At 50.7% G+C, this 21,095-nt stretch carries 19 protein-coding genes; 11 read left to right on the top strand and 8 right to left on the bottom strand.

What is annotated here, in order from left to right; all coding sequences use genetic code 11:
• Positions 1-30: 30 nt before the first annotated feature.
• The 5 genes from K4H28_RS00145 to pbpC all read right to left on the bottom strand — a co-directional run bounded on the left by K4H28_RS00145 (position 31) and on the right by pbpC (position 6,223).
• Positions 31-789 (bottom strand): hypothetical protein, encoded by a 759-nt coding sequence (locus K4H28_RS00145; RefSeq protein WP_221006269.1) that lies wholly within the window; start codon positions 787-789, stop codon positions 31-33.
• A gap of 227 nt (positions 790-1,016) precedes the next feature.
• Complete coding sequence (locus K4H28_RS00140; protein WP_221006268.1) at positions 1,017-2,312, bottom strand: ATP-binding protein; 1,296 nt, start codon at positions 2,310-2,312, stop codon at positions 1,017-1,019.
• A 197-nt stretch (positions 2,313-2,509) separates the two neighbouring features.
• Positions 2,510-3,229, bottom strand: a complete 720-nt coding sequence (rstA, locus tag K4H28_RS00135; RefSeq protein ID WP_221006267.1) for a two-component system response regulator RstA — start codon at positions 3,227-3,229, stop codon at positions 2,510-2,512.
• Positions 3,230-3,378: 149 nt separating this feature from the next.
• The gene (locus tag K4H28_RS00130; RefSeq protein ID WP_221006266.1) at positions 3,379-4,026 is read right to left on the bottom strand and encodes a HugZ family pyridoxamine 5'-phosphate oxidase; all 648 of its coding nucleotides are present in this window, start codon (positions 4,024-4,026) and stop codon (positions 3,379-3,381) included.
• Positions 4,027-4,108: 82 nt separating this feature from the next.
• Positions 4,109-6,223: a penicillin-binding protein 1C gene (pbpC, locus tag K4H28_RS00125; protein WP_255573569.1), complete on the bottom strand. Its 2,115-nt coding sequence runs from the start codon at positions 6,221-6,223 to the stop codon at positions 4,109-4,111.
• A 220-nt stretch (positions 6,224-6,443) separates the two neighbouring features.
• Between pbpC and K4H28_RS00120 the strand changes: the two genes are divergently transcribed.
• From K4H28_RS00120 to K4H28_RS00110, 3 genes are read left to right on the top strand one after another with little or no spacing between them, the layout of a single operon-like run.
• Positions 6,444-7,298, top strand: coding sequence for a polysaccharide deacetylase family protein (locus K4H28_RS00120; protein ID WP_221006265.1), 855 nt, complete (start codon positions 6,444-6,446; stop codon positions 7,296-7,298).
• Between the two features lie 53 nt (positions 7,299-7,351).
• On the top strand, positions 7,352-8,239 hold the full coding sequence (locus tag K4H28_RS00115) for a carbohydrate ABC transporter permease (protein WP_221006264.1): 888 nt from the start codon (positions 7,352-7,354) through the stop codon (positions 8,237-8,239).
• Positions 8,233-9,159, top strand: a complete 927-nt coding sequence (locus K4H28_RS00110; protein ID WP_221006263.1) for a carbohydrate ABC transporter permease — start codon at positions 8,233-8,235, stop codon at positions 9,157-9,159. Before K4H28_RS00115 ends, K4H28_RS00110 begins: the two co-directional genes overlap by 7 nt.
• 29 nt (positions 9,160-9,188) lie before the next feature.
• On the opposite strand, the gene K4H28_RS00105 is transcribed toward K4H28_RS00110, so the two are convergent.
• Positions 9,189-10,670: an aldehyde dehydrogenase gene (locus K4H28_RS00105; protein WP_221006262.1), complete on the bottom strand. Its 1,482-nt coding sequence runs from the start codon at positions 10,668-10,670 to the stop codon at positions 9,189-9,191.
• A 268-nt stretch (positions 10,671-10,938) separates the two neighbouring features.
• Here K4H28_RS00105 and ald point away from each other — a divergent pair, with 268 nt between their 5' ends.
• From ald to K4H28_RS00070, 7 genes are all read left to right on the top strand, one after another.
• Positions 10,939-12,051, top strand: a complete 1,113-nt coding sequence (gene ald, locus K4H28_RS00100; RefSeq protein WP_221006261.1) for an alanine dehydrogenase — start codon at positions 10,939-10,941, stop codon at positions 12,049-12,051.
• 38 nt (positions 12,052-12,089) lie between these two features.
• Positions 12,090-12,839: a gamma-glutamyl-gamma-aminobutyrate hydrolase family protein gene (locus K4H28_RS00095; protein ID WP_221006260.1), complete on the top strand. Its 750-nt coding sequence runs from the start codon at positions 12,090-12,092 to the stop codon at positions 12,837-12,839.
• A 3-nt stretch (positions 12,840-12,842) separates the two neighbouring features.
• Positions 12,843-14,171: a glutamine synthetase family protein gene (locus tag K4H28_RS00090; RefSeq protein WP_221006259.1), complete on the top strand. Its 1,329-nt coding sequence runs from the start codon at positions 12,843-12,845 to the stop codon at positions 14,169-14,171.
• A 93-nt stretch (positions 14,172-14,264) separates the two neighbouring features.
• Positions 14,265-14,699, top strand: a complete 435-nt coding sequence (locus K4H28_RS00085; RefSeq protein WP_221006258.1) for a L,D-transpeptidase Cds6 family protein — start codon at positions 14,265-14,267, stop codon at positions 14,697-14,699.
• Positions 14,700-14,988: 289 nt separating this feature from the next.
• A complete protein-coding gene (locus tag K4H28_RS00080; RefSeq protein WP_221006257.1) occupies positions 14,989-16,269 on the top strand; it encodes an NAD(P)/FAD-dependent oxidoreductase in 1,281 nt (426 codons plus the stop codon).
• Positions 16,270-16,401: 132 nt separating this feature from the next.
• A complete protein-coding gene (locus K4H28_RS00075; protein WP_221006256.1) occupies positions 16,402-16,944 on the top strand; it encodes a YbhB/YbcL family Raf kinase inhibitor-like protein in 543 nt (180 codons plus the stop codon).
• Positions 16,945-17,231: 287 nt separating this feature from the next.
• Positions 17,232-18,029: a helix-turn-helix transcriptional regulator gene (locus tag K4H28_RS00070; RefSeq protein WP_221006255.1), complete on the top strand. Its 798-nt coding sequence runs from the start codon at positions 17,232-17,234 to the stop codon at positions 18,027-18,029.
• A 5-nt stretch (positions 18,030-18,034) separates the two neighbouring features.
• Here the strand turns inward: K4H28_RS00070 and K4H28_RS00065 are convergent, their stop codons facing one another.
• The gene (locus K4H28_RS00065; protein WP_221006254.1) at positions 18,035-19,009 is read right to left on the bottom strand and encodes a helix-turn-helix domain-containing protein; all 975 of its coding nucleotides are present in this window, start codon (positions 19,007-19,009) and stop codon (positions 18,035-18,037) included.
• A gap of 117 nt (positions 19,010-19,126) precedes the next feature.
• Between K4H28_RS00065 and K4H28_RS00060 the strand changes: the two genes are divergently transcribed.
• Positions 19,127-19,657, top strand: a complete 531-nt coding sequence (locus K4H28_RS00060) for a cysteine hydrolase family protein (RefSeq protein WP_255573568.1) — start codon at positions 19,127-19,129, stop codon at positions 19,655-19,657.
• Between the two features lie 109 nt (positions 19,658-19,766).
• On the opposite strand, the gene K4H28_RS00055 is transcribed toward K4H28_RS00060, so the two are convergent.
• Entirely contained in the window at positions 19,767-20,948 is a 1,182-nt protein-coding gene (locus tag K4H28_RS00055; RefSeq protein ID WP_221006253.1) for a CAP domain-containing protein, read from the bottom strand.
• Positions 20,949-21,095 lie beyond the last annotated feature (147 nt).

The following is a 21,095-nucleotide window of genomic DNA, read 5'->3' as shown; positions in this document are numbered from 1 at the left end:
CCCTTTTCGGTACTACTTAGCAGCAAGGAATTACTTAGCTGCAGCAGCAGAAGCTTTAGAAGCAGTTACAGCAGAAGCTGCAGATGCTTTTTTAGCTTGAGCTTTTTGCGCTGCAGAAGCTTTAGAAGCTACAGCAGATGCTTTTTTAGATTGTGCTTTTTGTGCAGCAGAAGCTACAGAAGCAGCAGAAGCTTTTTTAGCTTGAGCTTTTTGCGCTGCAGAAGCTTTAGAAGCTACAGCAGATGCTTTTTTAGATTGTGCTTTTTGTGCAGCAGAAGCTACAGAAGCAGCAGAAGCTTTTTTAGCTTGTGCTTTTTGAACTGCAGAAGCTTTAGAAGCTACAGCAGATGCTTTTTTAGACTGAGCTTTTTGTGCAGCAGAAGCTACAGAAGCAGCAGAAGCTTTTTTAGCTTGTGCTTTTTGAACTGCAGAAGCTTTAGAAGCTACAGCAGATGCTTTTTTAGATTGTGCTTTTTGTGCAGCAGAAGCTACAGAAGCAGCAGAAGCTTTTTTAGCTTGTGCTTTTTGAACTGCAGAAGCTTTAGAAGCTACAGCAGATGCTTTTTTAGATTGTGCTTTTTGTGCAGCAGAAGCTACTGAAGCAGCAGAAGCTTTTTTAGCTTGTGCTTTTTGAACTGCAGAAGCTTTAGAAGCAGCAGAAGCTTTCTTAGCGTGTTTTTCAACTTTAACTGCAGTTACTGCAGAAGCGCTAGAAGCAGGAGCTGTTGCAGCAACGGCAACAGTAGAAGCCAATACAGCAGCAGCAACGAGAGCAAGGATTTTGTTCATTTTTATCATCTCTTAAAATTAGGTGGGCCGATTCAGTCACGGCTTTAACGAAGCGGATTATGCAGCGACACCTAGTAAGAAACGAGAAGACCTTAGTTGCGTCTTGTAACTGAAAGTACGTAATAAAATTACTGGAACTACACAATGCAGTCGGCGCACCTGTGAGTCACTAAAAACACCAAATAACCAAACCGCATATTTAAAATTTATCGCTCAATACAGACTCTTTAAGACAAACTGCGCAGTGGTGTTGGCCAAATCAAGATGATACGCGCTCCGCCCTGCGGCGAAGTATCAATCACCACACTACCGCCGTGCCCGCGCGCAATCATCGCCACAATCGCCAAACCTAAACCAAAGCCACCGGTCGCTTTATTGCGGCTGCCTTCCATCCGTGTAAATGGCTGCAATAAACGACTGCGCTGCTCTTGTGGAATGCCTTCACCATTATCATCAATAACCAGCTGCGCCTGACCATCTTGCCAGCTCAAAGTCATCACGATGGTGTCGCCACCATAGCGCCGCGCATTACTTAATATATTACTCACTGCGCGCCCCAAGTAGTAACTATCGATTTCCATATAGGGATCGCTTAAATCGATATGACTAATCAGCTCTGGCGGCCTGCCATCCAAACTAAACTCGTTGGCGAGTTTATTGAGCCACGGCATCATAGGCTGTGGCTGGATATTCATTTGCATTTGTGGGCTATCGAGGCTAGACATCGTGAGCCATTCTTCGATCAACTCATCAATCTGACCCAAATCACGCTCGATCGCCGCCACTTGCGCCGTGCTATCCGCGCCCGATTTAATCGCCTCTAAGCGATAGCGCATCCGCGCCAAGGGGGTGCGTAAATCATGCGAAACAGCATCAATCATTGCGCGACGTGATGCGGTGAGCTCTTCCACATCGTGGGCCATACCGTTAAACGTTACGCCTAAAGACGCTAAGGCCGAGTTTTCATCCAAAGTGACGCGCGCCGCAAAATCTCCCTGCCCCACGCGCCGACTTTGCTGAATGATTTGCAGCAAATCACGCCAGAAAGGTCGCAGCCACAGCCATGTCGGCAAACCCAGCGCCGCGCCCATCATGAATAGCGCCAAAAAATCCAACCAAGAAATATTATCTAAATCAGTCAAAAAAGGAATAGGCCCCAGCACCACCATTTGGTCGGTTTTGTGAATCCTATGGATGTACAAGCCTTTATCCAGCAAGAGGATAATGTCGCCTTTTTCGAGCGACTTTTGATTTTCTTCATTGAGCGAGTATTCGCCGAGCGTTTCAATCTGCACCGGCACCGGCAACTTGCCCCGCAAGCGCGATGCCTCGTCATGCCACAAAGACGGCGGCAAATCGCCAAGCTCTTCTTCAATAATCGAGACTGTGGATTTGAAAATATCGGTGAGGTAACGCTGGTTGGTGCGCTCGATCAGCTGCTTATAGATGCCGCCAATCAACAAGGACGTCGCTAAAAAGCACACTACTACCGTTAAATAAAATCGCAGAAAGACTTTGCGCATGAGAAATCCGAGGACAGTGACGCAGAACCCCAAAAGGAACAGGAGTCTACGAAAAACACGAAAGGCACGAAAAAATCCAAGCCCACTTAATAGAGAAACGAGAAAACGCGTTACAGTCTTCAAGATCACAGAAATTAATTTAAAACCACAAACTATTTCGTGCTGTTCGTGTCTTTCGTGGACGAGTAGGTATTGCCCTACTCATCCTGCCAAATATCGCTTGCAAACAAATACCCCTTATTGCGAATGGTTTTGATTTTGCGTGGATCAATTGGATCGTCGTCGAGTTTTTTGCGTAGGCGTGAAATCGCCACGTCCATACTGCGATCCAAACCATCGTATTCAATGCCACGTAGTTTTTTCAGTAGATGATCGCGGCTGAGGATTTCGCCGGCATGGCTGGCCAATTCCCACAGCAAATCAAAGTCGCTGCTCGACAAGCCCATTTGCTCGCCGCGATACACCGCACTGCGGTTTCTGGCGTCGATTTGCAGCTTGCCAAAATTAAGCCGCGACTGATCTTGCACGGGAACAGCGGCCAACAAGCTGCCGCTACCCGCATGACGTAAATGCGAGCGAATCCGCGCGAGCAGTACCGATGGTGGTGTGGTTTTCACCACGTAATCCGTTGCGCCGATTTCAAAGCCCAAAATCTGATTCATATCGCTATTGAGCGACGTCAGCAAAATAATCGGCCCAGTATAAAACTCGCGTAACTCGCGGCAGATCGTCAAACCATCTTTACCCGGCAACATAATATCGAGCAGCACCAGCTCGGGTGGATTGGCTTTCACACTGTCATTAACACCTAGTCCGTCGCCCAAGACCTCCACCGTAAACTCAAACGAGCGCAGAAAACCGCCAATTAGCTCGGCCAATTCGGCATCGTCTTCAACAAATAAAACTCGGGTGCTCATTGCTCTATCCTTATCTTGCCGCAAAAAATTCAACGCCCTGTATTACAAACTGATGCGTTGACTCAAACCCAATTCAAACAGTAAACCCGATGTATTTCAATGCAATCATTAACAAATAATGACTAGCAACAAATACCCATAGGCATGCTTTACGACTTAAAACTGTACAACACCGCTTTCGCTGCTACCTGCACTTCATTCAAGTCAACGCATTGCGACTCAAATCGATAGCGCATGATCTGATCTCCATGCCGAACATCCAAACCTGCGTAGTCCACACCCAGCAGCTCAAGCGCTACGCTTCCCGCTAATTCAAGCAGTAAAGTCGCCTCTTGCGACAAACTTAAACTAGGCGCGCTTTCCCATTCCTCGCCTTCCAACCAGCCCATTTTGCCAAACCCAGCGATATACCGCGCGCGACGTGGCCACAGCCGCCAGATGGAAAAATCACTCATTGCCAAATACGAGGCAAGTTCTGGATTTTGCCGCGTCAAGCGTGCCAAAAGCAAGGGCTCACTGGCGACCGGCTGCAAATCGCCCAACAGCGTTAAGCGCCCCCCCGACAAGTTCGCCGCCGCATCATGAACTAGAAAACTGACCTTTTCATCCCGCAACACATTTTGCGTATGCTCGGCCAAACGACTCATCACCAACAACACCCGCCCCGCCTCATCGCACACATAAGGCAAAAATGACGCATGCGGATAACCGGGCAACACCGTTGACTGCGTCGCCAACGTACCGTAACGAGTTTGCCGGAGTAGTTCGAGGGCTTCTGAAAATAGAGGCGAAGACATAACAAACTCACTTTATCGTTCATAGTTATTTAAAAATGTAACTAGCCTAGATTACTCGCGCTCCACTACAGCAACATACCATTTATTTTTTCAACCCCGCCCCACGCACTTCAAACTTCACACTCGCCAATACTTTCCCAGCCCCATCGCGCATCTCCAACCGATACCGTCCTGGCCATGGGAACCATGCAATACTTTCGCCTTGGCCGATACGTTTTTTATTCAGCCACCAAATCGGCTGCTTGATGCCTGCAGCGTGAAAAACGATGCGCTGATTATTGGGTGGAATATCGGGATCGAGTGCATAAATTGCGCCGTCAATCGGCGCGGCAATAGCAATCGGCTGCGCTTGACTCGCTGCGTAAATTTGATCGCGCCCTGTTCCTGCCAAAAACAGCTCGCGGCGCGGGGCTTCTAGATTTTTCTCAAACTGAATTTGGCGCGCCTCAACGTCTGCAATTAACGGCGGCGCTTTGGATGGAGTTCGTTCGTGCAGGCGATTCATCACCGCTTGCCAGACTGGCGCAGCGCCGTGCATGCCCGAGACATCCCACATCGGCGCGCCGCTGGCATTGCCGACCCACACGCCCACCGTATATTTGCGGCTAAAACCAATCGTCCAATTGTCACGCATGTCTTTACTGGTACCAGTTTTGACTGCGCTCCAATAGCGCGTTGCTAAGACGTTTTCCAGTCCAAACGTCATAGCGCGCGCATTACGATCCGATAAAATATCGCCAATGATAAAACTACTCGCCTTATCAACGACCTGCTTGGTATTGCCTGCTGGCGCATGATGAATATTGCGTACAGCGCTATACACCCCAAGATTTGCCAACACTCGATAAGCGTTCGTTAATTCCAGTAAGCGAACATCAGCGCCACCGAGTGCCAAACTGAAACCATAATAATCACCGTCTTGATTCAGACTGCTCAGCCCTAGGGCATACAACTGATCGCGAAACGCGCGCGGCGTGACCATTTGAATCGTTCTGACTGCGGGAATGTTCAAGGACGAGCCCAATGCAGTACGCACTGAAACGGGCCCTTTATAACTGCTATCGTAATTTTGCGGATTGTAGAGCCCCGCGCCCGTATTGAGATTGAGCGGGCTGTCGTCGAGTAGCGATGCAGCGGTCAGCCATTTGCCCGCAATCGCCTGCTGATACAAAAACGGTTTCAAAGTCGAGCCGGCCTGCCGCAAAGCCAATACGCCATCCACCTCGCCCGCGCGCGACCAGTCACCACTTGAGCCCACCCACGCCAGCACATCGCCGCTGGAATTATCTAGCACCAGCAATGCCCCATCTTCGACATTGCGATTAGTCAGCTCGCCCACCGTGCGGCGCAATACTTGAGTCGCGAAGCGCTGCAAATCGGCATCAAGTGTCGTTCTGATCTGGCTACCTGCCGCTTGCGGCGATTGCGCCAATAATTGCCGCGAAAAATGCGGCGCAAGCTGTTCGTTGGCAGAAAAACGCGGCGAGGTTTGCGCTAACGCGACAGCGGTTTCACCCGCCAAACCACGGCAATCGCCCGCCTTCAGTGCAGTCACAATCCCGCAAGCGCGTTCCGCAACCTTGGCCACTGGCGCATTCGGTGCGCGCAGCAACGCCACGGCAATCGCCGATTCACGGGCATCTAGTCCGCTAGGGGCTTTGCCAAACAAAGTCGCGGCGAGAGCGGAAAGACCAACGATTTCGCCGCGAAAACTAACTAAGTTCAGATAACTTTCCAAAATTTGTGGTTTCGTCCAGCTGCGTTCTAGCCAAGTCGCCGACACCGTTTGCCCCGCTTTTTGCCACACCGAGCGCCCCACATTACCACGGCGCAAGTCTTCATCAAGTAAGCCAACTAACTGCATCGTCAACGTCGACGCCCCACGCGTTTTACTACTGACCGCATTGCCCCAACCCGCCGCGACCACTGCAGCCCAATCGACTCCGCTGTGCTGGTAAAAGCGCTTATCTTCGGAAATCAGCAAGGCTTGGCGAAATGCAGGCGAGACTTGATTGAGCGTCACCCAATCGAGTTTACGCACCGTTTTATCGACGCGAATCCGCTGCAATGGCGCGCCTTTACGGTCGAGCAAAACCACATCGGATGAACGCCACACAGCTTTGACTTCAGTAAATGTCGGCAGTGCAAATGTAGGGGCCGAAAGAAACAGTAGTAGAAATACCGGAGTTAATTTCAATGGAATACGCTCAGTAAAACCGTCATCACAGCGAAAATAGCAAGAAATGCAAAGTATTCAATATGAATATGGACATAAAATCAGCTTGGATTAAGCCAAACAATCGCTTATCCATCGATCTTATGTCAGATTGCGAATGGCATCAGCAATTTGGGGCTGATTTATTATCTTTTTGTTTCGAATGGCTTCAAATCGATTTCACTCAAGTGATCATCATTAAATGAAAAAACGACTTCTCTATATTGCTGCAGCACTGCTAATGATTATTATTGGCTGGAATGCATGGGAATGGCGACCTATTCCACCACCTGCGGTCAGTACAATCTCAATTAGTCAAACTAAAGCCGAACAAAGGATACGTACACTTTTCTTGCCCAATTGGGACCAAGTGCCGTTAGAAGAAATGGAGCGGCAAGCAAAAAAATATCCACAGCAGGTGGTATTAGAAGGCCCGACGCATCGCCGCTGGATTGCGCTCACTTTTGATGATGGGCCCGGCAACGACACCCGACAATTACTAGCGATATTAAAAGCGCAACAAGTACCCGCCACATTTTATATGACAGCCAAATCAATGGCCGGCCGTGAAGAACTGGTTAAACAAATATGGCAAGCAGGCCATGAACTTGGCAATCATTCAGTCAACCATCCGCATTTACCAGAATTAGCAGAACGCTATTGGGATGAAGAAATCGGCCCAACCCAAGAGAAGTTTCGCAGCATTGTTGGCTTTGCCCCCAATACGATGCGCCCGCCCTATGGCGAAATCACCGATGCGCAAATTGAAGACTTAGCCAAGCGCGGCATTAAAGTGGTTTTATGGTCGATTGATAGCCAAGATTGGAATAAAAATCGGATGGCCTTTGGCGCGCACAAAATCCAGCGTTCAATTCAAGACCATATCCATGAAGAAGCGATTGTACTGATGCACGATGCCGGTGGGCGTAGGGAAAAAACACTCGATGCCGTCGAACAATTAATTCCATGGCTTAAAGCGGGTGGCTATCAATTCGTAACGGTGAGCCAGATGCTCGGCTTACCCGCGCAGTCCACGCCGAGTATGCAGCAGCAATAATCGTGAACTTTGTCGTCACAGCCACCAGTAGGCGATAAAACTGAGAGGTCATCATGGCAAAACCCGGTGTTAAATCGTATACCGCTTATTTATTTATCCTGCCATTTGCATTGCCATTTCTGCTCTTTAGCGTGTGGCCGCTATTCTTCAATCTATACCTATCTTTGATGGATTATTTCGTTGTGAGTGGCGCTACCGCGTGGAATAGCTTCGCCAATTATCTTGAACTCTCGGCCAACATCTATTTTGCGCAAAGTCTAAAAAACTCGCTGCTATTTCTCATTACCGTGCCCATCCTGCAAGTCTGCGCGCTCGGTATTGCATTGTTATTGTTTCGCCGCCTGCCCGGAATCACTATTTTTCGCGCGGGATTTTATTATCCAGTGATCATTGCGATTCCGATTGCGGGAATAGTCTGGAATTATTTCTTTGCCTATCAAGGTATTTTGAATGGCCTATTGAGCGCAGCCCATTTACTACCAGACGGCCAAAATATTGGCTGGATCAGCGATGAAAAGATTGCCTTGTATTCAGTGATGCTGTTTTCAATTTGGAAAAACGTCGGTTATTACATGGTGCTGTATTTAATTGGCTTGCAACGCGTGCCACAGGATTTGATTGACGCAGCCAGACTCGATGGCGCTAATGTGTGGCAAGTATTCTGGCACGTCACCCTACCCGCGCTGCGCCCCGTGATTTTGTTATGCACGCTACTATCCACCATCGGCGCGCTCAAAGTCTTCGTTGAAGTGCTAGTCATCACGGGTGGCGGATATGACACCTTGACGCTGCTATTTTTTGTTTACTCAGCCGCATTTACCTTCGCTGAATTTGGCCTCTCGGCAGCAGCTAGTACGGTAATTTTGGCGATGTGCCTCGTCATTGCGGCCATCTTATTTAAATTTTTGGGCGAAGATGGCGCATGGGGGAAAGGATGTTAATTCAACGGGTGATTCAAGCTAAGCCTCATCGATCTTGTTCAAGCAAAAAACTAGCCATAGCACTGAGCTCAATCACCTTACGCTACATGCTCATGACGTTCGGTTTGTTCCTGATGACATTCCCATTCTTGTGGGCCTTGTCGGTCGGGATATCCAAAGACCCAAGCAGTGTGGTTCGTTTGACTGATGCCGCGTTTAGTATCGGCGAGGGCAATGTCGGTGCAATTTTTGCCGCACTCTGGCCGCAAGAACTCACGTTGCATTGGTTTGAACGTGCATTTAGCGATCTGCCCTTACTGAGCTACCTGAGCAATTCAGCCATCTTAACCAGTAATACGGTGTTTTTTACACTGGCCTTGAGTATTCCAGCGGCTTTTGCCTTTGCCCAAATGGAGTTTTATGGTCGCAACGCGCTATTTGTGGTTTTGCTTGCCACCATTATGATCCCCAGCGAAGTCAACATCGTCCCGAACTATTTAACGCTCGGTAGTATGAAACTACTCAACACCTATACCGCTGCAGTACTGCCCAATATCGCCAGTGCGCTCGGCGTTTTTTTACTCAAGCAATATTTTGAACAATTACCCAAAGAGGTTTTCGATGCTGCGCGCATCGACGGTGCGACAGAATGGCAATTGCTGTGGCATATCGCCATTCCACAATCCTATCCAGCGATTACGGCGCTGGCGATTATGACGATGGTGCTGGCGTGGAACGATTATCTATGGCCTGCGATTATTCTTAAAGAAGCAAGCCAACATCCTGTTACGGTTGGCTTATTCAATATCCTCACAGGGCCATTATCCAGCATGAGTAACTTGATCCTTGCTGCAACCGTGTTAGGGATTATTCCTGTTTTGCTGTGCTTAGCTGCAGGCCAGCGTTTCTTTTTAGGCGGCATGCAGACGGATCCGTCGTAAGTATGGGCCAGAACGACCTCACAGAATGCCTAATCCAACTTAATCAGCGTCGTTTTCAATTCAGTGTATTTTTCCAACGCGTGCAACGATTTATCGCGGCCATTGCCAGATTGTTTATAGCCGCCGAACGGCAGATTCATATCGCCGCCTTCGTCATAGCAATTGATCCAGACCGTGCCGGCTCGCAGTTTTTTTGCCATCGTGTGCGCGGTTGTGAGATTTGACGTCCAGACTGCGGCAGCCAAACCGTATTCGCTGTTGTTGGCGATTTGGATTGCTTCGGCTGGCGTATCAAACACAATCACACTGCACACGGGGCCGAAAATCTCCTCGCGGGCGATGGTTGTATCGGGAGCTGTTTTAAAAATCGCAGGCGTAATAAACAACCCTGTTTCAGTCATCACCGCATCGCCGCCGCCAATATGCTCAGCCTCGCGCTTGCCCGACGCGATGTAGGCCAGCACTTTATCGTATTGGATTTGATCGACAATCGCGCCCATGCGTGTCGCAGGATTGAGCGGATCGCCCGGTGTGTAGGCTTGTGCTGCGATTTGCAATGCCGCGATAAACTGCGGATAAATTTCTCGTTGCACCAACACCCGCGAACCGGCGGAGCACATTTCACCCTGATTATAAAAAATCCCGCCGGCCGCTGCATTCGCTGCAGCGGTGATGTCAGGGCAATCGGCAAGGATGATGTTCGGCGATTTACCGCCTAACTCCAGCCAAACTCGTTTTAAATTCGATTGCGCTGCGGCCTGTGAGATCAGTTTTCCCACCGCCGTTGATCCCGTAAAGGCAATGCAATCGACATCGGAATGCTCTGCCAATAAACGCCCCGTTGTGCCAGCGCCAGGCAGCACTTGCAACACGCCATCGGGAATGCCAGCTAACTGGGCCAAAGACGCAATCCGAATTGCCGTTAGCGGTGATTTTTCGGACGGTTTCAAAATCACCGAATTACCCGCCGCCAGCGCTGGCGCGATTTTCCAACTCGCCATCAAAAGCGGAAAATTCCAGGGTACTACTGCGGCGACCACACCAATCGGTTCACGTGTAACCATACCCACTAGATTGCCCGCCAGTGGGGCGACTTCACCACCGATTTTGTCAATCGCCTCGGCGTACCACTGAATGCAATAAGCACTGCCCGCAATATCGACCGCCAATGAATCCGCAATCGGTTTGCCCGTATCCAGCGTTTCGAGCAAGGCCAACTCATCGGCATGCTCGCGTATCAGCGCAGCAAAACGCAGCAAGATAGTCTTGCGCGCAACGGGGGTCAGCTCAGCCCAACGACCATCATCAAACGCCGCGCGCGCCGCATGCACCGCCGCATTCACTTCAAACTCGCCACATTCGGCAACTGAACACAAAACGCTGCGCGTGGCGGGATTCACCGCCGCAAACGTTTTGCCCCTGGCCGCCGCACAGTAGGTGCCGTTGATAAATGCTCTGCCTTCAAATTGCTGAGTTGCTGCTCGGGAATGCCAATCGATTTGCGCTGTCATGATGTGCTCTCGTGATTTTGAACGCCAATAAACTGCATTTAGCATAGTCCAAAACGACGCACAGGCACGGTAGACCTCATTAGGGCAAACCCACCTTGGAAAAGGCAAATCCGCTATCTACACTCAAATTACCCTCCCTAAGTAACAAGTAAACGTTTTCGCGCAAGGCGCACAGCCGCAGACAGCACAGTACGGCAAAGCGATAATGATGCGCGGGCGCTTTTGCCTGACTACTTGAACTGCAAGCAGCCCCACAAAGGTGATACACATGTTGATCGGCGTACCGAAAGAAATCAAAAATCACGAATACCGCGTGGGCTTGACGCCCAGCGGCGTCAAAGAACTGGTCAAGCAAGGCCACACCGTCATGATCCAAAAATATGCTGGTGATGAAATCGGTTTTAGCGCTCATCAGTACATTGGCGCTGGCGCGCAAATCGTCGAATCTGCCGAGGAAATCTTTGCCCGTGCAGACATGATTGTGAAAGTGAAAGAGCCACAAGCCAGCGAAATTGCCATGCTGCGCGCTGGGCAAATCCTGTTTACCTATCTGCACCTCGCGCCCGACCCAGAACAAACCCAAGGCCTGATCAATAGCGATTGCATCGCCATTGCTTACGAAACCGTCACCGATGGCCGTGGCGGCTTACCGCTACTCGCGCCAATGTCGGAAGTGGCGGGCCGGATGTCGATTCAAGCGGGCGCGCATTGCCTTGAAAAAGCCCAAGGTGGCGCGGGGATTTTACTTAGCGGTGTGCCCGGCGTTGCACCAGCTAATGTCGTCGTACTCGGTGGTGGCGTGGTGGGGATCAATGCCGCGCGGATGGCGATGGGCTTGGGCGCGAAGGTGGCTATCTTTGATGTGTCGCTCAATCGCTTAAAAGAAATCGATACCCAATTTGGTCCGCAACTCACAACGCTGTATTCCACCACCGATGCGATTGAAGTCGCGCTCGCCAGCGCCGATTTGGTGATTGGTGCGGTGCTGATCCCGGGCGCGGCGGCGCCCAAATTAGTCTCAAAACAAATGCTCAAATTGATGAAGCCCGGCTCGGTCTTGGTCGACGTGGCGATTGATCAAGGCGGCTGCTTTGAAACCTCGCACCCCACCACGCACGAATCGCCGACTTACGTGGTGGACAACATCATCCATTATTGCGTCGCGAATATGCCCGGCGGCGTAGCCCGCACCGCCACGCTAGCACTGACGAATGCAACCTTGCCGTTTGTGCTGGCTATTGCCAATAAGGGCTGGAAACACGCACTCAATGACGATATTCATTTGCGTAATGGCTTGAATATTTGCCACGGCAAAGTCACCTACGCGGCAGTGGCGCGTGATTTAGAGCTGGATTACACCCCAGCAGAATTATTGCTATAGGGCGTATTGGTCGCCAACCTTTGTAAAGAGATAGCTGCATGTCATTACCCATAATAGGTATCCCTTGCTGCCGCTGGAAACTTGAAAGCGGGCATTTCTATCATCTGGTTGGCGAGAAATACATCGCCGCCGTGGTGGGCGCAGGAGGACTTCCGCTGCTGATTCCTGCGCTCGGCTCCATTCATGCAGAGCACATCTTAGCGCAAGTCGATGGATTGTTATTCACGGGCAGCCAAAGCAATATCGAGCCGCATCACTATGGCTCACCAACCTTAGCTGAAGATTTTAACGACGCTGAACGCGATGCAACGACTTTGCCGCTAATGCGCGCGGCGATTGCCGCAGGGATTCCAGTACTTGGTTTGTGCCGTGGCGCACAGGAAATGAATGTCGCATTCGGCGGCACCTTGCACCAACAAATCCAAACCCTACCCAATATGCTCGACCACCGCGAACCTGATGGCGATATCGCAACGATGTACGGGCCAGCGCACGAAATCACGCTGACGCCCGATGGTTTATTGCGTCAGCTCTATGGCCACGATCGTGCATGGGTGAATTCCTTGCATCAGCAAGGCGTCAAGCAGCTCGCCGCTGGACTTATCAGTGAAGCGACTGCGCCCGATGGCCTCATCGAAGCCTTCCGCCTTGCCGATACGGCAGCATTTAATCTGGCCGTACAGTGGCATCCAGAATGGCAATTCCAAGATAACCCCTTATCGATCGCAATTTTTAACGCCTTTGGCGCGGCGTGCTTGGCGCACTATCAACAGCGTATTCAAGGATAAATCATGAGCCTGATTAGCGAATGGCTGCGCGAGCGCAGAATTACCGAAGTGGAATGCGTCACCCCTGATTTCACCGGCATTGCGCGCGGGAAAATCGTACCGCGCGAAAAGTTCAACGAAGACGAAGGCATGCGTTTACCGCAGGTCGTGTTGGTGCAAACCGTCACCGGCGAATACGCCGAAAACATCACCCCCGCCACCGACCCCGACATGGTGCTGATTCCCGACCCCAACACGATACGTTTGGTGCCGTGGGCGAAAGATCCAGTTGCGCAGGTGATTCACGATTGCTTTCACTTTGACGGCACGCCAGTGGAGCTCTCCCCGCGCTATGTGCTACGCCGCGTACTCAAACTGTATGAAGATCGCGGTTGGGAGCCAGTCGTTGCGCCGGAAATGGAGTTTTACATCGTCGACATCAACCGCGACCCCGACCTACCGCTACAACCGCCGCTGGGCCGAACCGGTCGCCCAGAAACGGGCCGCAAAGCGTATTCAATCGATGCAGTCAACGAATATGACGACCTGTTCGAAGACGTTTACGACTATTGCGACGCGCAAGGTCTACAAATCGATACGCTGATTCATGAAGTCGGCGCGTGCCAAATGGAAATCAACTTTTTGCACGGCAATGCGCTCGAACTTGCTGATCAGATTTTCTTATTCAAACGCACCGTACGCGAAGCGGCGATTCGCCATCAAATGTACGCGACATTTATGGCCAAACCGATGGAAAATGAGCCGGGTTCGGCGATGCATATTCACATGAGCGTAGTCGACAAAACCACTGGCAAAAACGTATTTTCTAATGACGATGGCCTACCGAGCGAAGTGTTTTATCAATCAATTGCCGGTATGCAAAAATATTTTCCGGCGGTCATTTCGCTGTTTGCGCCGTTCGTAAATAGCTATCGCCGCCTGACGCGCTATTACGCCGCACCGATCAATGTGCAATGGGGTTTTGACAACCGCACCTGCGGCATTCGCGTACCCCACTCCACACCGGCTGCGCGCCGCATCGAAAACCGCGTTCCCGGCGTCGATTGCAATCCCTATTTAGCACTGGCCGCCACGTTAGCCTGCGGCTATTTGGGCATCGTCGAAAACTTAAAACCTTCTGAGCCACTCACGGGCGACGCTTATAGCCTGCCATTTGCTTTTGAGCGCGGCCTAGAAGGCGCAATTACCGCACTGGCCGACTGCAAACCGATTAGCGATGTCCTAGGTGAGAAATTCATCCAAGCCTATTGCGCCGTGAAGCAAGCCGAATATGTCGAATATGCCAAAGTGATTAGCCCTTGGGAGCGTAAACATTTGTTATTACACGTTTAATTCTGGCTCTAGCTTGGTTTTTTATTACGGTTTATGACAAGCAAGAAATGACAATATCTGGCACAGTAGCCCACTTTTTTCGGGGGCTACGCAATGAAGCGACTGATTCACTTCATCTGTCTGCTGCTGATTTCTACATCACTCTGGGCCAACGAAGTCGCACCGCTATCAAAAAATGAGCAAGCGATTCATACCATGGTGAAAGACTGGGCGCAGGCTTGGCAAAATCAGGCGATTGACGAATATTTAAGCTTTTACTCGCCCGAGTTTATCCCTGCCAATGGGCTGAGTTTGGCGCAGTGGCAACAACAAAGACGCGAAAGAGTTTCAGAGCCGCTGTTTATCAAAACCGAAACCAATGACATCGATATCACCGAACTGCGCGGCGCTTTTGCCCAAGTTCAATTTCGACAAAAATACACTGCTGCGAAATACCAAGATCAAGTGATGAAAGCATTGCATCTCGAACGCCTGCACGGAAAATGGCTGATTGTGAAGGAAAGTAGCAAGCCGATCAAAATCAAATAGGCTGTGTTCAGATTACGTATTATTGGTTTTAGGTGCCTACGGCACGTTGTTTTACAGTCGCAATCCGCGACGGGGACTCACTTTCTTTGCTTCGCCAAAGAAAGTAAGCAAAGAAAGGCGCCCCTATATCTGCACCGACTTCGTCGGTTTGATATGGAGGGATTTTAAAGCCTCAACTCGACAACTGCAGCACAACACAAAAACAAAGCATCACTAACAAGTAGGATGTATTACCCATTAAGCCATGTTTTATAAAGCTTAGAGCCATATACATAAGTTTGGAGTTCTTATGCCCAAGCCCGTCCATGCCCCATCATATTACGCAACCAGCGCCCATCCGCAGCCAGAGCGGCCTGCACTGCAGCATGACATTCAAGTCGATGTTTGCATCATCGGCGCCGGATTTACTGGTTTATCTGCGGGGCTGCACTTGGCCGAAGCGGGCTTTAAGGTCGCCATTATAGAAAGCGCCTTGGTGGGCTGGGGCGCATCGGGGCGCAATGGCGGGCAAATTGTGAATTCGTATTCGCGCGATATGGATGTGATCGAGCGGCAATACGGCAACAAAACGGCACAAGCTTTGGGCGAAATGGCGTTTGAAGGTAATCGCATTATTCGCGAGCGCATCGCCCAATATCAGATTGAATGCGATCTAAAAAATGGCGGCCTGTTTGCTGCGCTCACCCAAAAACAGATGGGGCATCTGGCCGTACAAAAAGTGCTCTGGGAGCGCTACGGCCATACCCAGCTAGAAATTCTTGACCGAGGCGCAATTCGCCACGCCGTCGATACAGAGGCTTATGTCGGTGGCCTGCTTGATCACAGCGGTGGGCATATTCATCCACTCAATCTCGCGCTCGGTGAAGCGGCAGCTTTTGAATCACTCGGCGGCGTCATTTACGAGCAATCTCCGGTAACACAGATCATTCGTGGAACGAGCCCTCAGGTGAAAACAGCAACAGGCTCGGTGAGTTGCGATTTTGTCATCGTCGCCTGCAACGCCTACATTGGCAATTTAGTACCCGAGCTGGCTGCCAAAACCATGCCCTGCGGCAGCCAAATCATCGCCACTGCGCCACTCGGTGAACTCGCCACGCAACTCATTCCATCGGATTACTGCGTCGAAGACTGCAATTTCCTGCTCGACTATTACCGCATCAGCGCCGATCAACGACTGCTCTACGGTGGTGGCGTCAGTTACGGTGCAAAAGACCCCGCGCACATCGAAAGCGTATTACTACCCAATTTGCTCAAGACCTTCCCGCAATTGGCGGGCGTAAACATTGATTTTGCGTGGACGGGCAACTTTTCGCTCACCTTGTCGCGCCTGCCGCAGGTCGGCAGACTGGGTGATAACATCTATTACTCGCAAGGCTGCAGCGGCCACGGCGTAACCTTTACGCATTTGGCGGGGCGACTATTGGCTGAAGCGATTCGCGGGCAATGCCAGCGGTTTGATGCTTTCGCCCAACTACCCCACCTGCCCTTCCCCGGCGGGCGGCATTTCCGCGTGCCGCTCACGGCTCTGGGGGCTTGGTATTACTCGCTGCGCGATAAGCTGGGTTTATGATTAGCGCCATAAACGCTCAAAAAAGTGAATGAATTACCGCCTTTGAGCGTTTAAAGCTAAAACTAGAGCGTTGCCGCACAAACGCCCAGCGCTGCAATTTGTATGATGATGACTCTTATTCAGGAGCCCATCATGAAACTTGCATCTGCCCTCTTTACTGCCCTTGTTCTCTCCAGCGCCGCCTTTTCTGCCCATTCTGCGGATTTTCAACTCAGCAGCACCGACCTCAAAGCCAATGCGCCGATGGCCAAGCAACAAGAATTCAGTGGTTTTGGCTGCACGGGCGGGAATGTGTCGCCGCAACTGAGCTGGAAAAATGCGCCCAAAGGCACAAAGAGCTTCGCCGTCACCGTTTATGATCCAGACGCGCCAACGGGCAGCGGCTGGTGGCATTGGGGCGTGGTGAATATTCCTGCTGACGTGAACAGCATCGAAGCGGGTACCGTACCTGCTGGCGCAGTTCAAACGCGTACCGATTACGGTAGCGCCGCTTATGGTGGCGCTTGCCCACCCGCAGGCGACAAAGCGCATCGCTACATTCATACGGTCTGGGCCTTGGATGTGGCCGAGTTAGCACTCGATGCCAACGCCAGCGGCGCACTGGTCGGCTATATGCTCAATCAACATAAACTAGGCAAAGCAACATTGACCGCCACGTATCAACGCGCTAAATAATTGCATAAGCACTCGCGCAAAAGTTTTATGGCAAGGCGTCGAAGCCGCAGGCAGTACACCTAGTACGACAGGGCAAGACAACGATGCAAGAAAACTTTTGCTTATCTACTTACTCATTGAGCCAGTCAAGGCCGCTCAGAGACTGTCCAAAAGTTTTCACGCAAGGCACACGCAGACCATAGTACGGCAAGGCGCTGTAACGAAGCGTGGGAACTTTTGCCTTAACTTGGTGCTGCCTTCAACTACGCCGTATCATTGCCAGATGTTAAGCAGGAAGCCAAATCGCAATGCAAGTCCAAACCCGCCAGATTCAGCAAACGGTGATTTTAGCCAAAGCGACGCAGCAACTGCGCCAAGTGGCCTGCCTGCAGCCCACGCTAATGCGGATTCGGCAGGGTGAAAAACACATTTGGTTGAATGAGAAAACGCAGATCGCACGGCGCGATGATTTGATTATTGCGCCTGCAGGGATGCAATTAACGCTGACCAATGTGCCCGATGCCAAGGGCTACGCCTGCGAGGTGTTGCTGTTTGATCCGCAATTGATTGAGCATTTTCGCACCAGCTACCCTGCTGCCGTAGCTGCAGCACTCAAAACCGAAGCGCGGCTGTGCGAGAAATCCACACCCGTCATTGCCAAACTTTGGGATGAAGTCTTCGCCGCCACGGCCAGCCATGAACCCGCCGAATTACTGCATCACCGAGCCGAAGGTTTATTGCTCGCGATGACGATGGCAGGATTGGGCGCGGGCTTATTGCTCAATCGCAGCGATGCGCTCGCTGCGCGCGTACAGCAACTGATTATGCTTAACGCCGCTAAAGAATGGACGGTCGACGCGATGGCCGAGCAATTGCATTTGGGTGCATCGACACTACGCCGCCAACTCGACAAAGAAGGCAAATCATTCCGCGCTTTGCTCGAACAAGTACGACTGAATATCGCGCTGGGTATGATCCAAACCACCAAACAGCCGATCGGTGCCATCGCTCAACAATGCGGCTACGCTTCGGCCTCGCGCTTTAGCGCCCGCTTTGCCCAACAATTTGGTACCAAGCCGATGCAATTACGAGCGACGGTGATGTGAAATCACTAGCCTTCTTGAGCAATATCGCCACGGAATGTTTGCCGCCATGCTTGTGGCGACACGCCAAAGTTTTGCTTGAAATGATGGCGCAACGATGCTGGAGAGCCAAAGCCGACTTGCGCGCTGATTTGCTCGATATTGAAGTCACTACTTTCTAATAAATCTTGCGTCACCGCCAGCCGCTCATTAATCAGCCACTGACCCACAGTAAGCCCGCACAACAGGCGAAAATGCCGTGTAAAAGTGCGGCGGCTCATCAGCGCTTTGTCGGCGAGGCTATCGAGCGTATGCGGTAGCGCTAAATTCTGCCGAACCCATGTAATCAACTCGGCAAGCCGCGAATCACGCGCCGTACTGGGTAGCGGTTGCTGGATATACTGACTTTGCCCGCCTTGTCGATGCGGCGGCACCACCAGCCGACGGGCAACGGCATTTGCAGCGCTGGCTCCGTATTGGCTACGCAGCAAGTACAAACAACAATCAAGGCCCGCCGCCGTACCCGCCGAAGTATGGATTTTGCCATCATCGATATACAGCACATCGGCATCGAGTTTTACATTGGGAAAACGCTGCGCAAAATCTTCGGCAAACGCCCAATGCGTGGTCGCGTGTCGACCATCAAGCAATCCCGCTTCAGCCAACACATACGCCCCCAAACATAAGCCCACCAAATGCGCACCACGATCTGCTGCCGTTTTCAGCGATTCAAGCAAAGCCTGCGGTGGTGTTTCCTCCGGATTGCGCCAGCTGGGGATAATAATCATCTCAGCGAGATCCAGTACCGATAGGTCATGCACATCACCCACGGTAAAACCCGCTGAGGTGCGCAAAGGCGGCGTTTCGAAGGCGCAAACCCGAAAATCAAAGTGCGGTGCGCCGGGATGATTTTCGCCAAACACCACGCAAGGCACCGACAAATGAAACGGGCTAATTTGATCAAACGCGATGATGGCGACGATGGGACGCGAACTGTTGGGCATGGTAGCAACTCATGACAATGCATTGGCCCAATCTTAGTGTATTTTGGCAATTAGGCCACTGTATTTGCTAAACAACTCGACCGATAATGAGTGCTCTATCACTTTGATCGGAGCCCCATGATGACCCAGCCAACACAACGTGCATTATTAGTGATTGATTTGCAAAATGATTACTTCCCAGGCGGCGCATTCCCGCTATGGAATACCGATGCAACTCTGCTCAATATCGAGCAGGCCATCGCCAAGGCAAAAGCGCTTGGCACACACATCATTCATATTCAGCACATTGCCGACCCAAGCTTGGGTATTGCTCCCTTCTTCAATAAAGGCAGCACTGGCGCTGAGATACATCAACGTATTCTTGCAACAGCTCCAGACTCACCCGTAGTGATCAAAGCCTATGCCGATAGTTTTCATCACACCGATCTTGAGGCCACTTTGCAAAAACTTGGCGTGACCGAGCTACTCATCTGCGGCATGATGACGCAAAATTGCGTGACCCATACCGCCATCTCGAAAGCAGCAGAAAAATACACCGTCTCAATTCTGGCCGATTGCTGCACCACCGTCAGCGAAATGATTCACCTGATCGCCCTCAACGCGGTTTCAACCCGCGTGCCATTGGTCAAAAGCACTGATGTATTGTGATTAAGGCTATGTAGGATAGGTGGAGCGAAGCGATACCCATCAATCGAAGTGATGGGTATCGTCACAATCCGGCCAACCCATCGTTTCTTTTAAAATAATCAAGTTAAGCCTACATTGAGTTGGCCGACGTCGTGCCCTTATTGAATAAAATGCGAATCACTTGATTTTGAAATTGCGTATCTTGCGCCTCAACAAAACAATGTGGACCAAGATCATTGATGGTTGCAATCACAGAATCAACTTCCGCATTGGCAAACTCAATACACACCCCTTTCCAAGAAACTGAATCAGAAACACTATCACTAAAAAGCTTGATTTTTTGGTTTTTTCGGTATGCATCTGGCTTGATCTCAGTCCCTGTTTCGACATCCATAGCCTTCAGTTGAAGCTTTGACCGAGTTTGAAAATGCCAAATCAACTCAGTCTCAACCCCTTTAGTAGCGACTTTGGCCAACACGCTATATCGTGCACCCGAATCAAATGGTTTTTTAGTTTTTAACAGCCAGAATTTTTCTTCAGAATTAGGTTCCGGCTGAAATTGTGAATCAAAAACTTGCGCCGTTGCCTCATCCTTCACCGACCAAGAGAGCACCTTGAACGGCGTTTTGGCGTTAATCGACAAGAGATAACCCGATACAGGCCAATCCTCAGTCAAAGGATCGGGAATCTCTTGCCCTCTTAGCGTGATCGGATGCACAGGCCCTAATACAGAACTCTCAATCGGCCACTTTACATAGTTTTGTGCCTGCATCAAGGTCGGCTTTTCAAGCTCAGTACACTGACCATCCACACAGCGCTTTGCGACCATAGTGGTCAACTGCGTAGTCGGTGCAGCAAAATTGACCACATGCGTTAATTCGCCTTTGCTATTTCTAAACTCGCCCACACCCACCAAGTTCAGCAAGGGGTCGAGTAAAATTTTTCGGTGGTAAATACCACGCAACAAAGAACGCAAAGAGACATTCCAATCATTCGCTTTTGAGGCAATCACTTCAGCACAGCTAAACCCAGCCTTCAAACGATCACATCGCGCATCGACGGTTTCGCCGGTAAAAAAAGGAGATTCACGATTGGTCTGCTGATGCATGTCATTCGGATGCTCTGCCAAATAGCGAGCATGCTCGCTCGCCATCTTCGACAAAGCCGCATTCGGAACCAAAGCCGGCAAACCTTGCTCCTGCCGAATTTGATTCAGCGTAGCCAATACCGCAGCGGCATCACCCTTGGTCAAATCGACGGCAAAACCCATCGTCGACCACAACATCAAACAACAAAGCAGAAATTTTTTCATTCACTCACATCCATTTTGGATTTGTAGTATTTAAATGGTGATGCTCAGATTTCGTGTTGATGGTTTATTGAGTCGTGGAATCGCTTTTATCCCCTCTCCCTTGACGGGAGAGGGCTAGGGTGAGGGAGAGGGTGAAACTTTGAATTT

This window comes from Deefgea tanakiae (assembly GCF_019665765.1).
Lineage (GTDB): Bacteria > Pseudomonadota > Gammaproteobacteria > Burkholderiales > Chitinibacteraceae > Deefgea > Deefgea tanakiae.
This window is presented reverse-complemented; position numbering and strand designations above follow the sequence as displayed.